The sequence below is a fragment of the Candidatus Saccharibacteria bacterium oral taxon 488 genome, assembly GCA_013100825.1.
In the GTDB taxonomy this organism is placed as follows: Bacteria; Patescibacteriota; Saccharimonadia; order Saccharimonadales; family Saccharimonadaceae; genus Nanosynbacter.
In genome coordinates this window covers 172,701-190,960 of sequence record CP040001.1, presented here as the reverse complement: position 1 = coordinate 190,960, position 18,260 = coordinate 172,701, and the positions used below count along the sequence as shown (strand labels likewise).

The 18,260-nt window shown below is 51.3% G+C and carries 19 protein-coding genes; 1 reads left to right on the top strand and 18 read right to left on the bottom strand.

From position 1 onward, the window contains the following. Positions 1-14: 14 nt before the first annotated feature. Positions 15-1,688, bottom strand: coding sequence for a LytR family transcriptional regulator (locus tag FBF26_00970; GenBank protein QJU09836.1), 1,674 nt, complete (start codon positions 1,686-1,688; stop codon positions 15-17). 75 nt (positions 1,689-1,763) lie between these two features. Between FBF26_00970 and lepB the strand changes: the two genes are divergently transcribed. Further along, the gene (lepB, locus tag FBF26_00965; protein ID QJU09835.1) at positions 1,764-2,369 is read left to right on the top strand and encodes a signal peptidase I; all 606 of its coding nucleotides are present in this window, start codon (positions 1,764-1,766) and stop codon (positions 2,367-2,369) included. Between the two features lie 3 nt (positions 2,370-2,372). Here lepB and FBF26_00960 read toward each other — a convergent pair whose 3' ends face one another. The 17 genes from FBF26_00960 to ftsA form a co-directional block, all read right to left on the bottom strand. Continuing rightward, complete coding sequence (locus FBF26_00960; GenBank protein ID QJU09834.1) at positions 2,373-3,251, bottom strand: ParB/RepB/Spo0J family partition protein; 879 nt, start codon at positions 3,249-3,251, stop codon at positions 2,373-2,375. Then, complete coding sequence (locus FBF26_00955; protein ID QJU09833.1) at positions 3,248-4,012, bottom strand: ParA family protein; 765 nt, start codon at positions 4,010-4,012, stop codon at positions 3,248-3,250. Before FBF26_00955 ends, FBF26_00960 begins: the two co-directional genes overlap by 4 nt. A gap of 87 nt (positions 4,013-4,099) precedes the next feature. Then, positions 4,100-4,405 carry a 50S ribosomal protein L21 gene (gene rplU / locus FBF26_00950; protein ID QJU09832.1) on the bottom strand — a complete coding sequence of 102 codons (306 nt, stop codon included), beginning with the start codon at positions 4,403-4,405 and terminating at the stop codon, positions 4,100-4,102. A gap of 119 nt (positions 4,406-4,524) precedes the next feature. Next, entirely contained in the window at positions 4,525-5,349 is an 825-nt protein-coding gene (locus tag FBF26_00945) for a hypothetical protein (GenBank protein QJU09831.1), read from the bottom strand. A gap of 9 nt (positions 5,350-5,358) precedes the next feature. After that, positions 5,359-6,702 (bottom strand): DUF3137 domain-containing protein, encoded by a 1,344-nt coding sequence (locus FBF26_00940; GenBank protein QJU09830.1) that lies wholly within the window; start codon positions 6,700-6,702, stop codon positions 5,359-5,361. 117 nt (positions 6,703-6,819) lie between these two features. Continuing rightward, the gene (locus tag FBF26_00935) at positions 6,820-10,458 is read right to left on the bottom strand and encodes an isoleucine--tRNA ligase (protein QJU09829.1); all 3,639 of its coding nucleotides are present in this window, start codon (positions 10,456-10,458) and stop codon (positions 6,820-6,822) included. After that, positions 10,455-10,628: a DUF1768 domain-containing protein gene (locus FBF26_00930; GenBank protein QJU10553.1), complete on the bottom strand. Its 174-nt coding sequence runs from the start codon at positions 10,626-10,628 to the stop codon at positions 10,455-10,457. Before FBF26_00930 ends, FBF26_00935 begins: the two co-directional genes overlap by 4 nt. 112 nt (positions 10,629-10,740) lie before the next feature. Then, positions 10,741-11,580, bottom strand: coding sequence for a hypothetical protein (locus FBF26_00925; protein ID QJU09828.1), 840 nt, complete (start codon positions 11,578-11,580; stop codon positions 10,741-10,743). Then, positions 11,577-12,368: an inositol monophosphatase gene (locus FBF26_00920; protein QJU09827.1), complete on the bottom strand. Its 792-nt coding sequence runs from the start codon at positions 12,366-12,368 to the stop codon at positions 11,577-11,579. The genes FBF26_00925 and FBF26_00920 overlap by 4 nt, the downstream gene beginning before the upstream one ends. Then, complete coding sequence (locus FBF26_00915; protein QJU09826.1) at positions 12,362-12,886, bottom strand: hypothetical protein; 525 nt, start codon at positions 12,884-12,886, stop codon at positions 12,362-12,364. Before FBF26_00915 ends, FBF26_00920 begins: the two co-directional genes overlap by 7 nt. Next, entirely contained in the window at positions 12,883-13,392 is a 510-nt protein-coding gene (locus FBF26_00910) for a ClbS/DfsB family four-helix bundle protein (GenBank protein QJU09825.1), read from the bottom strand. Before FBF26_00910 ends, FBF26_00915 begins: the two co-directional genes overlap by 4 nt. A gap of 337 nt (positions 13,393-13,729) precedes the next feature. Continuing rightward, positions 13,730-14,407 (bottom strand): hypothetical protein, encoded by a 678-nt coding sequence (locus tag FBF26_00905; GenBank protein ID QJU09824.1) that lies wholly within the window; start codon positions 14,405-14,407, stop codon positions 13,730-13,732. A 51-nt stretch (positions 14,408-14,458) separates the two neighbouring features. Then, entirely contained in the window at positions 14,459-15,070 is a 612-nt protein-coding gene (locus FBF26_00900) for a vitamin K epoxide reductase family protein (GenBank protein QJU09823.1), read from the bottom strand. Beyond that, on the bottom strand, positions 15,063-15,320 hold the full coding sequence (locus FBF26_00895) for a hypothetical protein (GenBank protein QJU09822.1): 258 nt from the start codon (positions 15,318-15,320) through the stop codon (positions 15,063-15,065). Before FBF26_00895 ends, FBF26_00900 begins: the two co-directional genes overlap by 8 nt. Beyond that, positions 15,320-15,772, bottom strand: coding sequence for a transcriptional repressor NrdR (gene nrdR / locus FBF26_00890; protein ID QJU09821.1), 453 nt, complete (start codon positions 15,770-15,772; stop codon positions 15,320-15,322). Before nrdR ends, FBF26_00895 begins: the two co-directional genes overlap by 1 nt. After that, positions 15,773-16,963: a cell division protein FtsZ gene (gene ftsZ, locus FBF26_00885; protein QJU09820.1), complete on the bottom strand. Its 1,191-nt coding sequence runs from the start codon at positions 16,961-16,963 to the stop codon at positions 15,773-15,775. Between the two features lie 53 nt (positions 16,964-17,016). Then, on the bottom strand, positions 17,017-18,240 hold the full coding sequence (ftsA, locus tag FBF26_00880) for a cell division protein FtsA (GenBank protein QJU09819.1): 1,224 nt from the start codon (positions 18,238-18,240) through the stop codon (positions 17,017-17,019). Positions 18,241-18,260 lie beyond the last annotated feature (20 nt).

Below are 18,260 nucleotides of genomic sequence, written 5' to 3'. Positions count from 1 at the left end.
CCTATTATACCAAATTACGGCCCGATTATCACCACGAAGTCAGCCTCAGCTGGCAGGTTGAATGGCGGTTTGCCTTCGGTTAATGTTACACCATACAGTTCTTTAATCTTGTTGGCAGAAGCCTGCTTGGACTTGCCTGACTCCAGCTGATAAACCCTGTACTTTTCGGTAATTTTCTGTGGTGAATTGCCAACGCTCACCACGTTGAGTGATGCCGCCTTTAGGCGATCAGCTTCGGATTTGGCGGCTCCGACCACGCCACTGCCATTGAGCACCAGGACGCGCGCCTTTTCCTTGGCAAGTGCATCACCGTATATTTCCACCTTGATAAACGATCGAATTTGCGAATAATCAAACTGGCCAGCTGTCGGCACGACCACACTGGCGCCACCAACACTACTCGTGCCAAGCAGGACATTATCTTTTTCAATAAAGCTGAGGCGGTGAATGTCCGTATCCTTGATCTTGGAAGCAACATCCATCACCGTACGGACTTCCTTGGCATCAACGTTAGTGCGCAGATTCTTGCCCATGGCGTCCATCAGCGCCGTCACCTTGCCAAGATCAGTCAGCGTACCGGTCGAGGCTGCCTTATTCTTGAGCGCCATCAATACCAACTGTTGATTTTTCTCGCGGTCAAAATTCGACTTATCCAGCCCATATGAACCACCCAGCGCGCCACGCGCTCGCGAGAAATACAGCGCCTTGTCGCCGTCCATCTCATTTGGCCCATTCTTGAAATGGATGTAGTGTCCCGTTGGGCAGCGCCGTTTCCGCTGCTCCGCTGACAGTCCCTTCTCCCGACACATCCAGTCGACGCTCGGGTCAAACACACCTCGTGGATCGTCGCTCTGAACATTCACCGTCACACCACCAACCGCATTAACCGCGTCCTTGATTACCTGAGCATTAACGTGTGCTACGTACTGTATATCCATATCAAAAATCTTGCCAACAAACTCGCGGCTGGCATCTATCCGCTTCTTTTCAGCCTGTTCATCATTACCCTTGGCAACACAGTCAAAATATTCGTTAATCTTGCCGGCACGACCAGAATTACAAACTCGCCCAAACTGCACGTATAAGTCGCGCGGAATACTAAACATGTAGGCATCGTGCTTCTTTTGATCAACACTCAGTACCATCATCGAGTCGGTTAATGTTGCGCCCGGATGGTCTGGATCATCATCCGTCGTACCGAGGATCAGCATATTGCTCCGCCCGTGTGCATCCATTTTCAGCGGTTGATTCTGAAACAAGTCAATCAGATTACCGCTACCAAACACTCGCCCCGCATTGACCCACGCCTTGTACAGCAAAAATCCACCCACCAGAATTATCAGCGCCACAATCACCAGAATAACAATCTTCAGCTTGCGACGTTTTTTATGCGATTTCTTGCGCTTTTCACGGGGTGCTTCGGGCTTTTGGATGTCAAGATCTTTGAGCGAATTGCTAATATCTTCGTCGATATCAGCAGTTGACGAAGCCGCGAGGCGTACCCGATCAGCTTGTGACAGTGACTGGCGCGGTAATTGGATCGGCTGCCGGCCAAGTATCTGCGGGGTAGGCTGCTCCGCCTGACGAGGATGAGCAGCTACCTGCTCCGGCGATACACCACCCAAACGAGACCGCTGAGCCCTCCGCGGTACAAATCCATCGACCGAATTCCTATTTGAAATTTTCACTGCTCCTTATTATAGCACACTTCTCTATCGATCAAGCTTTTGGTTTTCGCCGCCAAACCATGTATAATAAGGCGGATGGATGCTCACTTTCTCGATCGACACCCGCGCCTGAGGGACAGTCTGGGACTGATTATTTTTGTAATCGGGGTAATCATCGGAACAATTTTGATCAATACCTTTGTTTTTCGTAGCTTTGGTGTGCAGGGACCAAGTATGGAAAACACCATGCACACCAATGACCGCTTGATCGTTGACCGACTGTCGGTCACGATTAAACAGCTTCAAAATCAGCAGTATATCCCCAAGCGCGGCCAGATCATCGTCTTTAAAAATCCTAATTACAATCCAACCCTCGGTCACGATGAATATATCGTTAAACGGGTCATCGCTTTCGCGGGTGAGCGCGTCACCGTCAAGGATGGCGTCGTCACCGTTTATAACACCGAGCATCCAAACGGCTTTAACCCCGATACAACCGTCAATAAAAACGAACCAAAGTCACCCACCTCCGGCGATGTCGATACCAAAGTATCTGAGGGGACGGTTTTCGTGATGGGTGATAATCGTGAGGGTAATTTTTCGTGTGACTCGCGTAACTGCATGGGCAACATTCCGCTATACGACATTGTTGGGCCGGTCATCGTCCGCATTTTTCCCTTCACACAGATCAGAGGATTTTAATAATCAGCCAATCAAGTCGCGGATCCGCTCAAAATCCGCTTGGTCTTTGAACGGGATGATAATCTGACCGGCACCGCGCTTACTGGTGCGAACCGTGATGTCAGCACGGAGTTTTTTCGACAGGCGCGCCACCGACGAGGCGTGCGGCGAGCGGGCTGACTTTGGAGTTGACGCGAGGCCCGACGACTGCTGCGACCGCTTCCAGGCGGCGATCATCTGCTCGAGCTTGCGCACACTCCAGCCCTGATGAATCGTCTGCCGCAGCAAATCCTCCGCCACGTCATCTGGCAGCCCCACCAATGTTCGCGCTTGCCCTTCAGAAATCTTATTTTCAAACAGCGCCGTCCGCACCACGCTCGGTAATTTCAAGAGGCGCAGCGTATTACTAATGGCGCTGACCGATTTACCACCAACGTGCTGACCGATTTGCTCCAGTGTCATATTGAACTGGTCGCGTAGCTTCATGTAGGCCGTCGCCGTCTCGAGTGGATTGAGGTCGCGTCGCTGCAGGTTCTCGATCAGTGACACCTCCAATCGATGCTGATCGCTCAGGCTACGAATAATGCTTGGTATTTCTACTAATCCAGCCAACTGCGCCGCTCGCCAGCGCCGCTCGCCAGCCACGATCATGAATTGTGCCCCGCGTGGCGTCACGACGATCGGCTGCACCACGCCATGCCGACGAATCGAATCGGCCAGTTCACGCAGTGCCTCCTCATCAAAGAACCGCCGCGGCTGGTCTGGATCTGGAGTAATATCGGTAATCGGTATCTGGCGTAATTGCGACATTGTCGCATCTTGACCAGCCGTCGGGTCAAAAGCCTCGTCAAACAAATTTGTCGGTATCAGCGAATCAAACCCCCGCCCAAGTCCCTTTTTCATCCTTCAATCCTCTCGATAATTTCTTTGGTCAGCGCATGGTAAGCCCGTGAACCCTTCGAGAAACGATCGTACACACCAACCGGCACGCCGTGGCTTGGCGCCTCAGCGAGGCGAATATTGCGCGGGATCGTCGTCTTGAAAATCGTATCGGCAAAATGCTTTTTAATTTCATCGTACACCTGGCTTGATAGAGTCGTTCGCGAATCAACCATGGTGGTCACCACGCCGAGCAAGCGCAGGTGCGGATTGAGCCCCTTGCGAACCAACTTCATCGTCTCCATCAGTTGCCCCAGCCCCTCGAGTGCATAAAACTCTGCCTGCACCGGCAATAGGACGTACTGCGCTGCGATCAGCCCATTCACGGTCAGCAGACTCAGACTCGGCGGACTATCAATGATCACATAATCATACCCAGCGAGGCTCGCCAGCGCCTGGCGCAGCCGCACAAACCGCCCCTCGGCTTGGGCCAACTCAACCTCGGTATTTGCTAGGTGCGACGTGGCCGGTGCGATCGATAGATTCTTGATGTCGGTCTGAATAATTATATTATTCAAGGCTGCCTGACCAGTCACCACCTCAGTCATCGTTATGCCCAACTCTTGCTTATCAATGCCAAGGCCGCTGGTGGCATTACCCTGCGGATCAAAGTCAACGATCAGCGTCCGCTTACCGGCTTTTGCCAAAAAATATGCCACATTGATTGAAGTCGTCGTCTTGCCGACGCCGCCCTTTTGATTTGTCACCGCAATAATCTTCGTCATCGATACCCCTTCTGCTTACCTCATTGTACCATAGTTTCGGCCATAAAAATACCGCCCTCATCACGGGGCGGTATGCTAATTCATCGGTTATTTGATCGAGGTAATCTCAATCCTAGTGTACTTCTGGCGATGACCAGTTTCTTTGTGAACGCGTTTTTTGCTCTTGTAGCGGATGACGCGAATTTTGTCGCCCTTGACTTCTGCTTCAGCAACTTTTGCCTTCACTACCACACCTTTTACGGTTGGTGTGCCAACTGTTGTTTTATCACCATCAATCACTAAAAGTGCGTCGAGAGTGAGTTCTTTTGTGCCTTCAGGGAGGAGATCCACCAAGAGGGACTCTTTTTCGCTGACAATGTATTGCTTGCCAGAGATTTTTACGACTGCTTTCATTTCGTTCCTTAAAAATTAGTTTTCAATCCGTTCCATTGTACCAGAGACACAGTGGTAAATCAAGGCTACCGCCAGTTTCAATTACCCCACCGACAACTACACCGTCCGGAGTATCAATGTCAACTCGAACACGACCCCGACCGACCGCACACCACATTGTTTGCGTGCAGCCAACCATCGACATTACCGCCGTCCAAGTGCATACCCACCGCCGGCACAACCTTGACGACGCCACCAGCTCGAGCATAATTACTGATCGCATCGGTCAACTCATACTCGCCGCGCGGCGATATTGCAACATCAGCACAGGACTGGATAACTTGTTTGGTGAGGACGTATTTACCGATGTTGGCAAAGTGACTCGGCGCCTCTTCTGGCTTCGGTTTTTCAACAATCTCTACAAAATTACCAGCCTCGTCTATCACAATCGCCCCGTACCGACTAATGTCATCGCCCGGCACTTCCTGGGCCAGCAGGCTACATTGACCGTCTGGCGTCGCCGCCAACAGCCGCGCCACTTCGCTTGAGCCATCAGCATTATACATAAAGTCATCACCCATCAGCACCACTGCCGACTCACCATCCTCGAGATAATCAGCCGCCAAAGCCACCGGCACCGCTGATCCATACTTGCCGTAGCTCGGTTGCGTCACAAAATGAAGCTTCGCATCAATCGGCGCCACCAGAGCCAACTTGTCGTCCTTACCCTTGCTCCGCAAATAATCGTTGAGCAAAATATTGCTCCGATAATAGCTCTCCAGCTGTGAACTCTGCTCGCCAACCACAAAAATCAGCTCGCGCACGCCGGCCGCCAAACAGTCCTGCACCACGTAATCAATCAGCGGTCGATTACCAATCGGCAGCATACATTTTTCAATCGATTTAGTGATTGGCAGCATCCGTGTACCCCAACCAGCGACCGGAATAATAGCTTTGGTAATCATATTTCCTCCTTACATCTTGAGTTCTTTATGTGATTTCTGCAAAATATCCATCATCTCCCCGTAGCGCATCTCGCCAGTGGAAATTTTGGCATAGAGATAAACAATATTATCTACCACCTCAATATTAACCTTAATGTCTTGATCGTACAACCAGGCCATGAAACTTGGATTGAGCAGCTCAAAGCTCGTCACCTGGTTCTCATCGGTGGCGTAGACTTGGTAGCGCTTGTTAAAGTCACCCCACTCCAGTTCTACTTTTTTATAACCCGACGGCGCTCTGAACCGCTTCAGGAAGCGCGAATCCCGACGCTCCACCAAAATCCCGCCATACGACTTTGGCAGATTGACCTGTCCAATGATATACGTAGCCGCCGAATCGGTATTTGAGGCGTCAGCCACATAGGTATATAGCTGCACCAATAAATTGCCCGTCCAGAATCCAATGATATGATTATTGATGTCGGTACCCTTAAAGCCGCCCTTGAATAATTCACCGCGAGTTGGTAGCAGTAACCGCCCCCAATCCGGACTGAAATACATGTCGTATTGCGCTGCAAACTGCTGCATAGAGGCAACAAGCTGGGCGGGATCTTCTGTTTCCTGATCAATACTATCAAGTAACCAGCCATCACCCGAGCGCACAAAGTTCCACTGCTCACCAAACTCGTCTGTGTCACGATGCAGCACCACACCGCTCGCCGTGTCAACCAGCTCATCATTTGCCGAGGCAACAAAACTCACACTTACTCGGTCATTCTGATCATTCGCATCATCATACGCCCGGGTGATAATCGCTTCACTGATCGCCACATTCTTCATGCGATTGACTCGCCCCATCTGTTGTAGGGCATACAACATTAGTCCGATGTGCCGCGCATAATTCGGCGTGACGTACTGCTGAATTGACGGCAAATCCATCCGCTCCCAATCATATTGAAACCGATTGAACACCGTTGTTGCATAATTGACAATACCCTGTTCGTTCCAGGCGCTGTCCTGAGCCGCCGCTTGCCGGACGGCTTGCTGCGCAGCCTCACTGCCTTTGCGAAAACGGCTGATCTTATCTGTAAATGCCCCGATAATCGCACCGACCAATGCCGAGATGGCCACCAGGATAAAAATAACAACACCGCCGAGTAGGTAGAACAAGCTGGCAAGTAGGCCGGCCAAAAACCCGACCGCTATGGCGGCCATCTTTGACTGGGTAGTTTTTTTCACAAAACCACTTGCCGAAATTGCAATTACCATCGGTATCCCGAAAAGGACAACGCCACCACCACCGCCAGAACTTGACCCGCCGCCACCAGCTCGCGCGAAAAAGAGTAATGGACTGAGAGCTGCTAAACCATACATAGACCCATTGTACCGCGTTGTATGGCGATCGCCAAGGTCATGAGTGTCCGATCGGCGCGCAGCCGAGCAAACGCTTGCCACGCATCAATTTTGAGGTCGCAACTTTTATCATGATGACTATTTTACAACAGCAAGGGCAATCTCGAGCTCAGCCCCTTCAACCGTCACTGTCGACTGATTGTCATGTACCTCGCCAAACACCGCCAGCGTCTCAGTAGCAATCGCCTCAGCATGCTCATCGATCGCTTGGCGGAGCTGCTCGTCATTCGTCGTCAGCTGCAGCGTAATTCGATCGTCCACTTGCAATCCCGCCTTCTTGCGCGCACTCTGCACGTGACGAATGACCTCACGCATCAGGCCCTCGCGTTTGAGTTCGGGCGTCAAGTGCTTGCTAATTTCGATCCAATTCTCTGGCTTGATCACGCCCTCGGTTACATCATAGTCCGCCAGGTGTTCGTCTAGATTCTCAATCCAGCGAATTTCCTTAACATTTAGCTCCTCAGCCATGATCTGCTCGTAGTACTCAGCCAGCTTTGCACCCGCATACGCCGCACATTGCAGCGGTTGGCGAACCTTGATCGACACCTGATGCTCATCCTGCTTCATCCGCAAACTAAGGCCGTTGTTGATCAATTCACGTGTCCGGGACATATCGGCTAGAACCTGCTCGTTCACCGCACCCGCTGGCAACCAATCCTTCAAATGAATCGACTCATCATCACCCGTCAAATTATGATACAATTCCTCAGCCAAAAACGGTGTAAACGGTGCCAAAATATAGCTCAGGCGCACCAGCACATAATGTAGCGTGCGATAAGCATCGTTCTTGTCGCCATCGTCTTCCGACTTCCAGAAGCGGCGGCGACTGCGACGAACATACCAGTTGGACGCGTCATCAAGGAATGGCAAAATCGGGCTCAGCACATCAGGGATATTGTAGGTATCCATGTGACGCTCGACTTCTGCCACCAGCTCATGCAAGCGACTGATAATCCAGATATCGAGAGGGTTAGATAATTTATCAATATCGACGCTAATCTGGAACGAGTTCTCAGTTCCAGTGCGAGACAAGGATTCGGGAGTATCGGAGTGAGCCGTATTGGTGATACGGTGAACGAGAAACGCATCCGAAGACGCCGTATCGTACGGAAATGTGAACTCGTCAACTTCTGCATACATGGTGAAGAAATCATACATATTCCAAATCATACTGAGCTTGCGTGCCACGTCACCAACGTCCTTATCGTGCAAAGCAAAGTCTTCACCGTTCAATAGCGGACTACTCAGCAGCAGGAAGCGTAAGGAATCCGCACTAAACTTATCCATCAGCTCGTTCGGGTCGGTAAAGTTACCGAGGGATTTACTCATCTTGCGGCCGTCATTACCCGCCACCACACCGGTGGTGATGACGTTGCTGTAGGCGTTTTTATGCTGCTCACCCGCCTCGCCAAAGGCACCAATCTCCGCCAAAGCAGTGTTGACGGCATGCACATAGTAGAACCACGCCCGCACCTGGCCGATGTACTCAACGATGAAGTCCGCCGGATAATTCTGCTCAAACTTAGCCTGGTTTTCAAACGGATAATGCAGTTGTGCAAACGGCATACTGCCGCTCTCAAACCAGCAGTCGAGCACCTTATCGATGCGGGTAAATGTCTCACCGTCAATTTCAAAGGTGATGTCATCCACCCACGGACGATGATAATCATCCAGCTCCACGCCGCTGAGCTCCTTCAGCTCCGCATACGACCCGACCACTTTGACCGTACCCCGGTCGCCCTTCCACACCGGCATGGCCGTCGCCCAGAAGCGGTCGCGGCTGAGATTCCAATCTGGTGCTTGCTCGATATTCTTGGCAAAGCGGCCATGCTTCAGGTGGGCTGGGAACCAATTGATATGCTCATTTTGCTCCAGCATCAGCGGCTTTTGCCCCTGGATGTCAAAGAACCAGCTTGGAATCGCCCGGTACATGATGCGCTGCTTGCTGCGCGGATTGAATGGATATTCGTGGCGAATGTACTCAATCTTCCACACCACACCCTTTTCTTTCAGGTCTTTGGCGATGAACTTGTTATTGTCCCACACCTCCAGGCCCTTGTAATTGCTATCGGTGTAGTAACCGTTGTCGTCAATCACATGGAAGGCGCTAACGCCATAGCGTTTAGCTAACTCAAAGTCGTCCTCACCATAGGCCGGCGCAATGTGCACGATGCCCGTACCCGACTCGTGCGAGACGAAATCCGCCGCGTAAATGGTGTGAATCTTGTCATTTTCTGGCCAGTCCGAGCCGGTATCCAGCGGCTGGTATGCTTTGCCGACCAATTCGCCGCCAGGAAATTTCCGTAAAACTTCGTAATCCAGTGGCTGGTGCTTGTCGTCCTGCAAGGTGCGCTCCAGCGCTTCTTCCGCAATGATCAGTTTTTCGCCGTCGACCAATACTTCGCAGTAGGTCATATCTGGGTTGACGGCTAGCATTAGGTTGGCTGGCAGTGTCCATGGGGTGGTCGTCCAAGCCAAAACAGCAACGTCTTCATCAGACAGCTGAAACTTCACATACACACTCGGGTCAGTCACCGTTTGGTAGGCGTCGTTGTCCATGGTCACTTCGGCCTTACTCACGGGGGTGGCAAACTTGGTGTCGTACATCAGCACCTTTTCGCCTTCGTAGATCTTGCCCGCTTCGTACAGCTGCTTAAAGGCCCACCACACGCTCTCCATAAAGTCCTTATCCATGGTGCGATAAGCGCCCGCAAAGTCCACCCAGCGGCCGATGCGGTCGATCACGCCCTGCCAGGTTTCACTGTTTGCCACCATGCTTTCACGTGCCTTGGTGATGTATTTTTCCAGGCTGATGGTTGGCAAAGGATTACCGTCTTTGTCCGGCAGTAATGGTTGACCATACATAGGATCCGGAGAACTACTCACTTCGAGACTATATAGCAACCAGTTGGCCCCTGTTTCGGTAGACATATGCTCACCAACTCTTTGAAATCCATTGCGCTCATACAAATTCACCAATTTAGGTTGATGCTCGCCAACCTCTATGCGAATCTCTTTGACCCCTTCCTGCTTACTTAAGCGAAAAGCTTCTTTTAACACTGCATCCGCATAACCTTGCCCTTGGAATTCCGGTAGTACCGCCATTTTATAAAGATAACCAACCGACGTGTCATTATCCTTTTTGCCAGCAAAAAACTTATAAATATCCTTATTACTTATAACGACACCCCCCACTAACTTATCGTCATCGTAAGCTACATAAAAATTATCTCTCCCAAATTCCTCTTTTAATTTATCTGGCGTTAGGTTGTCGGCATCCCAGCTGCTGCTACCATAGCCTCGCTGCTCCATCCAGCCAGCAACTTTAGTAATAACTTTCGTTGCGTTATCGAAATCATTTACCAGCTTGACTCGCTTAACGCTACTCGTCACAATCTGCCGCCGATCCACGATATTCAGCTGCTTTTCGACGAAATTCTCTGCCGGCAGGCCATGGCAGTCCCAGCCCCAGCGGCGCTCCACGCGCTTACCTTTCATCGTCCAGTAGCGCGGCACCGCGTCCTTGACGATTGAGCTCAGTAACGTTCCGTGGTGCGGCACACCAGTGATAAACGGCGGCCCATCATAAAAGACGTAGGCGTTATCCGCTGACCGTTGCGCCACCGACTTTTCAAACGTCTGATCGTCCTTCCAGCGCTGTACCCAATCCTTTTCATATTCTGCCGCTCGGCGGCGTGTTCCGTGTTTGAATTTCATTGGTTTCCTCCTTGATTTGTATTCATTACATGCTTTTCACTATTCAGCTCGTTTCGTAATTTCATCCGTATTTTGCCCAGCTCATTGCAACCATCACGGTTCTCACCCCAGCCCCACAGAGCATCTTTTGGCGAATCCTCAACAATCTCTTCGTCCAGTATTTCAAGCAGTTTTTGCTCATTATACTTCCTCCCATATTTTACGTTGTATCATCTCAAAAATCGGCACATTATCCTTGTATCCACGCGGCGATATTGGTGACGGATGAAAGATCGGTATAACTCACGTCCCATGAACAGAAAAACTCTTCCCTGCAACGTCGGTTAGTCTCTGAAACGGCCGATCGATCAGCATCTGCGTTGGGATAGCTCCCATCGTTAGCACTAGTTTTGGACGTAGGATCTTAATTTGCCGCTCGAGAGTCGGCTGGTAAAGCTGAGCCAGCTTCTTCAGGTGACGACGATCTGACGGAAAGCATTTGATCGCCTCTAAAAAGGTCACCGACAGGAGCTCCTTATCAAGGATAGAAAGGAGTTTTTGCATTATCACACCACTTGGCAGCAGCTTTCCGTCTGTATTGTGCCAGGCAACACCACTTTTCACCCAGCCGGTTCGTGCCGGTGCTTCGCCAATAATGACAATGTCATTATTGTCCCCAAACCAAATAGTCTGTTCCTGCAGACAATCATCACCCATACATCCATAATCCACGCTAGCTATCTCGTCAGCCACCTGATCTAATTCCGCTAGAAATTGCACCACCCTCATGTGCAACAACTCATATCGCTGAAGAGTATCTGCATGTCTCAGAATCCGCCCCTTTTCACGTACCGCCGATGTATGATATTCAATTTCACCCCCATCAAATTGCCCCGCCGTACTATCGACTACCTGGTCATTAATAATATTGAAATAATGAGGCGCGCCAGCCACCATGCACTTTCGTATCTCACCACCACAATGGTCTTGCAATATAAGTGCTGAGACCGCACACTGTCCAGCACTTGGATTATTTGGCGACCAATTATCAAAATAGGACGTCTCGCGCGACCAGCCAACAGAGAGAGTGTTACGGATTTTTGCAATAGAGCTCATGCGCTGCCGTTTCAAGCTATCAATCATAGTTCCCTCATCGCCTCCACTATCTCCTCATGAACGATTCCATTACTTAATACCGCCCCGCAAATATCCTGATCATACCGCTGCTCCCGGCCGAAGAGGTCAGTCACCTTACCGCCAGCTTCCTCGACGATGACTTTCGCCGCCGCAATGTCAACATTTTTGCCCTTCGTGCCAGCAAAGACCGACGCAACAAACCCACCACGCGCTACTAAGGCTGCCGCGTGCGTCGTGCTTCCTAGCGCCGTGACATATGCACCCTTCTCATACGCTAACTTGTGAATCACCCGCATAACATCCCACTCTGCACTCGGCCACCAATCCACGTTCATCCCAGTCATCCCACCAAAAGTCTTCTTATTCACGTAAATCTGTTTACTATTCATAAACGCACCCTGGCCACGCACCGCCCAATACAAATGATCGCTAAACGGCGCATAAATCACACCGACTTCCGGCTGGCCATTAATCACCAACGCTAACGAGAATACCGATACTGGTAACTCCATCGCAAAAGGTGCCGTACCGTCAATCGGGTCACATACCCACACATAGTCCGAACCGCGGCGAGCACTCGCTTCTTCACCGTCAATATCATGGGATGGGTATCGCTCAGCTACTCGCTTGATCACAAGCTGGTTGATTTCCTCATCAGCAATAGTCACAATTGTGTTGTCCGCCTTGAGATGAGCGTCCGGTTTTTTACCGAAATATTTTTGCATAATATCGCCCGCTTCGTGCGCTACACTTTTTGCAAAATCAAGCCATTCTTGTTGTTGGTTGGTCACAATTTACTCCTTAACAATATATTTCTTAGTGTCATCACCACTGCATCATCCAGCACTCGCACTCGATCCCTATGCCGATCACTATACCCAAGCGCACCCTTCTGATTTGTATAGAGTGTTATATGTGGAATGATAAACTCCGCCTGCGGGATCAGCTCACGAATTGCATCACGCCAAGTTTCTAGTTCATCCCATTGAGCAAGCGCGATAATCGTTTCACGGTCAGTCGTATCATCCTTTAGCTTAAGAAAATCACCGGTCAATTCTGGCTCTGTGGTCATTGCTGCACCAGCTTGACACGACACCTGTTCCAGTCGTCCATAGCCGGCCTCATCGAACCCGTACTCCTCACGCACCGCAAATAACGACGAATGGAATTCATCATCTTTGAGCAACAACCCCGCCACTTGACGCGGAAAGTCTATCGCACGCACCAAATCAGTCGTATCATACATGATATAATCATGCGTCCGATCAATGACAAAACTCGTAATGCGATTATCCTGCGGTATAATGCTCATCCTCTCTCCTCCATAGCCTTGCGCAACCTACCGTGTGCATTTCGCAATGGCGCGACTGTGTTGAGCTCAATTATCCGTGCCATAGTATACTCTCGTCCGCTCGTCTTCGTCCGATACCATACGACGCGGTAGAGGTCGTCTTCTGATGTCTGCTCGATCAGTTGGTCAATCGCTGCCACCGTTTCATCAAGCTTTGTCAGTACGGCACTATACGCTATATCAGCATATTGCATATAGAACTTTTGCGCTACCGCACCATAGCCAGTGGTAATAATCGTCGGCACCATATGAGTCTGATGATATGCACTGCCCCACTCTAGCACCGTGGTAGCCCACCCTAGTAGGTAGCTGGCTAGCTGGTGAGGATTCATCATCGTGCCTTTTATCTGCCCCGGAAGCACCAGCTCATCCGCCCAGGGAGCGGCTGCCTCGAGCAGTGGCCACAGCGCCGCACACTCGTGGCGAATGGCGTGCTGCAAGGCTGACTTGTGGGCTGGTATTGGCATGGCTACTCCTTATACAAACAAAAATCACCTCTTCTGACTTCGAGAATCCGCTGGAGGTGCTTCAAGCGGACGGTACCATCTCGATTCCAAAAGAAGTGATTCTTCCGTGGGTTTTGCCAAGTTGACCGGCATCCACGCACTCTTTTAGCGCTCAATCGTCACTTTGTCGCAGCGAGTCGCGGCGGGGTCTAATCTCAGCTGATAAAAAGCCAATTTCTTCCCGCAGGCTTCGCGGTTGATAGCCGCTCATTTCGCGCTGATGTCGCCAAGGCTACTACCCAGCACACGAAAACGCCCTACGACAATTGTAGCGCGTTTTCGTTAAAATCCCAAGGAATTATTTAACTTCCAAGCCGCCCAAAATACACTCACCCCTCAGGTGGATTGTCTTTTTGGCAGAAGACTTCGGCGCAGTTTTATTCTCACTGCCACCCAAAACACCACGCACCTCATTTTTGACAATCACGTCGTCAGGCAAACTAATACTGGCGCCGCCACAAAAGGTAAAGACGTCGATGACTGCACCATCCTTGATCTTCGCCTGGCGCAAATCCAAATCTACGCCGCCAAATACCGCTGTCACCGAGCCGCCAGTATAATCGCCTTTCACCCGCGATTCTTCACCGTAAAAAATTGCAACTTTTTCACTATCACCATCATCAGCCACCCGCTTTTTAGGCTGCCGACGGCCTGAACCAATACCAAACACGACCGACAAACCAATAGCAATCAGTATTACCGGCCAGAATGATTTCCACGTACCAATATTAATTACACCATAAGCACTCAGCCCGATCAACACGCCAACAGCTATCAATAACAGCCCCCACACCCAGTCTATCGGTCTGCGATAACTGAATAATAGTATCAATAAGCCAGCAAAGGCCCAAAAAGCGCCCCAAAACAGGGGCCAGCTATTAAAGGTAATAACTCCGAGATTCCGCAGCAGCAAAATCCCGCCGAGCGACACAATGGTAACACCCAAAAACGCTCTAATGAGAAAATTTTTCTTCATATGCCCAGTATACGGATACCAGCACCATTATTCAATACGCCTACTCTTAATTTATGCAAATAGCTCACGCCCAAATGTTGCTAGGATAACAACAACTATCACAACAGCTACCAGCGCCAAGAGGAATGTATCAAATCCTCGATCGACAAATTTCCTCATACGCCTACCGCCAACCGCGCCAGTCACCACATTATATCTCGTCAGTCCGTAACAGACCAGCAGCATACCCGCGTCCAGCGTCAAACACCACGGACACAACGCACCGATCTCGACATAACTCATATAAAACATCCAACCAGCAAACAGCAGGCCCGCCACCGCACCCAGCTGCGCACCCCACATAAACCATTTCGGAAACTTCGCACCCGCTAGCAACGCCACCGCAATTGTCACCATCACTGGTAGCGTTATCATGCCGATAAAACTATTAGGAAAGCCGAGGAGTGTCGCCGACCAATGGTTTGCCACCGCCGAACAGCTTATCACCGAATTCAAGTCGCAGTTCAATGCAGCATACGAATTTTTAGCAAGCGTCAGTGCCTCGATCGACAGCACAAACGAGGCCAACAAGCCCAAACCGCTGCCGAGCAGCAGCGCTAATGCTGCGAACTGCCGGCGTTTTGAATCTTTGTTTGAGAGCCACTTGCGCAGCATATCAAACATAAAAACTCACCTCACTAATCGTCGGTAGCGGTAATCCGCGCCACATATTCTGCATCTGACTATCAGCGCTCAATGCGATAACGGTCGGGTATTCAACGATGTCGTATGTCCGGCAAAAATCGCTGCCCTCGGCCGAATCTGGGTCAAGCTCCTCAATCGTGTGCCCCGTCTGCCGACTAAAGTCATGCAGAAAACTAGTGACTTGGCGTGCGTAATCACTTTCTGCCCGATATACGACAACGACTCGCATTATTCTTGTCCTTTCTGGCGACGTTGTTCTAGTATCTTGACGAAATCATCCAGCGTTTCAAACTTCTGAAATACGCTGGCAAAACGTACGTACGCCACTTCGTTACGCTTGGCTAATTCATCCAGCACGAACTCGCCGATCTGCCGCGACGGCACTTCTGAGGCACCCAGCGCATATAATTTATCTTCAACCGCCGTGATAATCGACTCGACTTCCTCGTCAGATTTAAGGAATTTGCCGACCGACTGGCGCACCGCATGCGCTAGCTTGACCCTATCAAATAATTCACGACTGCCGTTTTTTTTAATCACAATGAGGTTTGGCTTTTCTACTCGTTCATACGTAGTAAAACGCCGTCCATCTGGTGTCTCGCGGCGGCGGCGAATCGCTACACCATCAGAAACCTCTCGCGACTCAATCACGCGGCTATCACCAATGTTAAATCCGCTCATTTATTCCTCCTTGTTCTTTTTGCGGCGGCGAAGGAAGGCTGGCGTATCATCTTCGTCCGCCTCATCCTCAGCTGGCTGATCCCAGATGTTATTTTCCTGCTCAGACGTAAAGTCCGTCGCTCCGCTCTGCTCACTGAGCTCCAGATCAATCCCTTCAACCACCTCATCATCAACTTCAGTCTCTGATTCATGCGACGTTTCACCCGTCAAACTCACCTCGTGATCATGATAGGTCTCACTATCGAACCCAGTGGCGATAACCGTGATGATCACCTCGTCTTCAAGTTCTGGCTTGAGCGTCGCTCCAAAGATAATATTGGCATCAGGACTGACCGCGCTGGTAATTACCTCAGCCGCCTCCTGAATCTCCGCCATGCTCATGTCATAGCCACCAGTCACGTTAAACAGCACACCCTTCGCGCCATCAATCGACACCTCGATCAGTGGACTCTCGATCGCTTGCTGAGCGGCCTGCACCGCCCGATTCTCGCCATCAGCTCGACCGATCCCCATCAGCGCCGAACCAGCCCGACTCATCACCGCCTTGACGTCAGCAAAGTCGAGATTAATCAAACCATGCTCGGTAATCAGCTCAGAAATACCCTGCACACCTTGGCGCAGCACGTCATCAGCGATTTTGAACGTCTCGAGCAGCGGCGTCCGCCGATCAATCGTCTGCAGCAATCGGTCATTCGGAATAGTAATCAAAGTATCAACCTGTCGGCCCAAGTGAGTAATTGCCCAATCAGCATTCACTCGACGCTTTTCGCCTTCAAAACTAAATGGTCGCGTCGCCACACCAACCACCAAGATGTCCATCTCGCGAGCAATTTCCGCCACGATATGCCCAGCGCCCGATCCAGTGCCACCACCAGCACCAATCGTCACAAACACCATGTCCGCACCCTCGAGTGCCTGGCGAATCTCCTCGCGCGACTCATTAGCCGCCGCCTCACCAACCATCGGATCAGCACCGGCACCCAGCCCATTAGTCGTGGTATGCCCAAGGTGAATCTTGACATCCGCCTTGGAATTATGCAGCGCCTGAGCATCAGTATTCATAGCGATAAACTGCACGCCAGCGAGCCCCGCATCTTTCATCCGATTGATGGCCGAACCACCAGCTCCACCGACACCGACAACTTTGATACTGGCAAACGTTTGAACTTCACTTGGTGTAATCTGCGGCATTTTCCTCTCCCTATCTTTCTCTTATCAAGTATACCATCTTTGTCTACTAGCTTCTACTTAAACCTCGCTAGCAATCGACTAATCATTCCGCCGGCTTTCTTGGTCACCGAACCTACCTTGCTCTGCGCGTGCTCGGCCCGCTCAGCTCCCGCCCCATCAATAAGCATCAGACCAATTGCCGCCGCAAACTCCGGCCCATTCGCCTCGTCACTCACGCCCGCATACCCTGCTGGCACGCCTAGTTTAGCCGCCACGCCGAGGCTATTTTTGGCAAATTCGACCAGATCCTTAGCCTTGGCGCCACCACCAACCAGCACCACACCGCTCGGCAGCCGTCCGATGCCACCGGCCCGCTTCAACTCTTTGGCAACGAGCTCGAAAATCTCCTCATAGCGCGCCTCAACAATCTCATCAATCTCGCTTTGTTCAAACGTATACACCTGTTTGTCGTATTTGGTATCAACGCGACCAGCCTTGCCGCCGCCCAGCCGGGCATGCGCCAATTTAACCGCCTCAGCGATCTCCGGGTCGGTCTTGAGCCCAATCGCCACATCATTTGTCACGTTCTGCGCCCCCATAGGGATCACCGCCACATGCTGCAAATCGCCCTCTTCAAATACCGCCACTCCCGTTGTACTGCCGCCAATGTCGATAACCGCCACGCCGTTCTCAATCTGCGACTCGCTGAGCACCGCTCGCGCTGCCGCCAACACGCTTGGTGTTAGGCTCGAGGCAGTGACATTCGCCATCTCGGCCGACCGGCGTAAATTCGCCACATACGGCGTCAAGCCCGAGACCACATTGGCTCGTAGCTCCAGGCGCGTCCCACTCATCCCCACCGGATCCTTGATGTTGTCCTGCCCATCCAGCCGATAGGCATGCGGCACAATCTCCAAAATCTCTCGATTAGCCGGCACCTTCCCGGTCGTCGCCACTTCCTCGATCCGCAGCACGTCCTCGTCTGTCACTTCGCCGCCGCTCATCCCCACCGCGATCATGCCATCGGCCTTGGTGCTCAAGATATGTGACCCATTGACGCTCAGTGCCGCTGCATTGATATGATGGCCGCTCATGCGTTCGGCCGCCTCGAGCGCCTTGTCAATCGCCGCCGCCGGCCCCGTCAAGTTCGATACCGCACCTTTACGCATGCCGCTATTCTCACTCACACCAACACCAACGATGTTCGGCAGTCCCGACTCCCCGATATGTCCAACCACGCAGCGCACGGTCTTCGTACCAACATCAATTCCTACCACATATCGAGATTGTTCTTGCATATGCTTAGTATACCAGATAG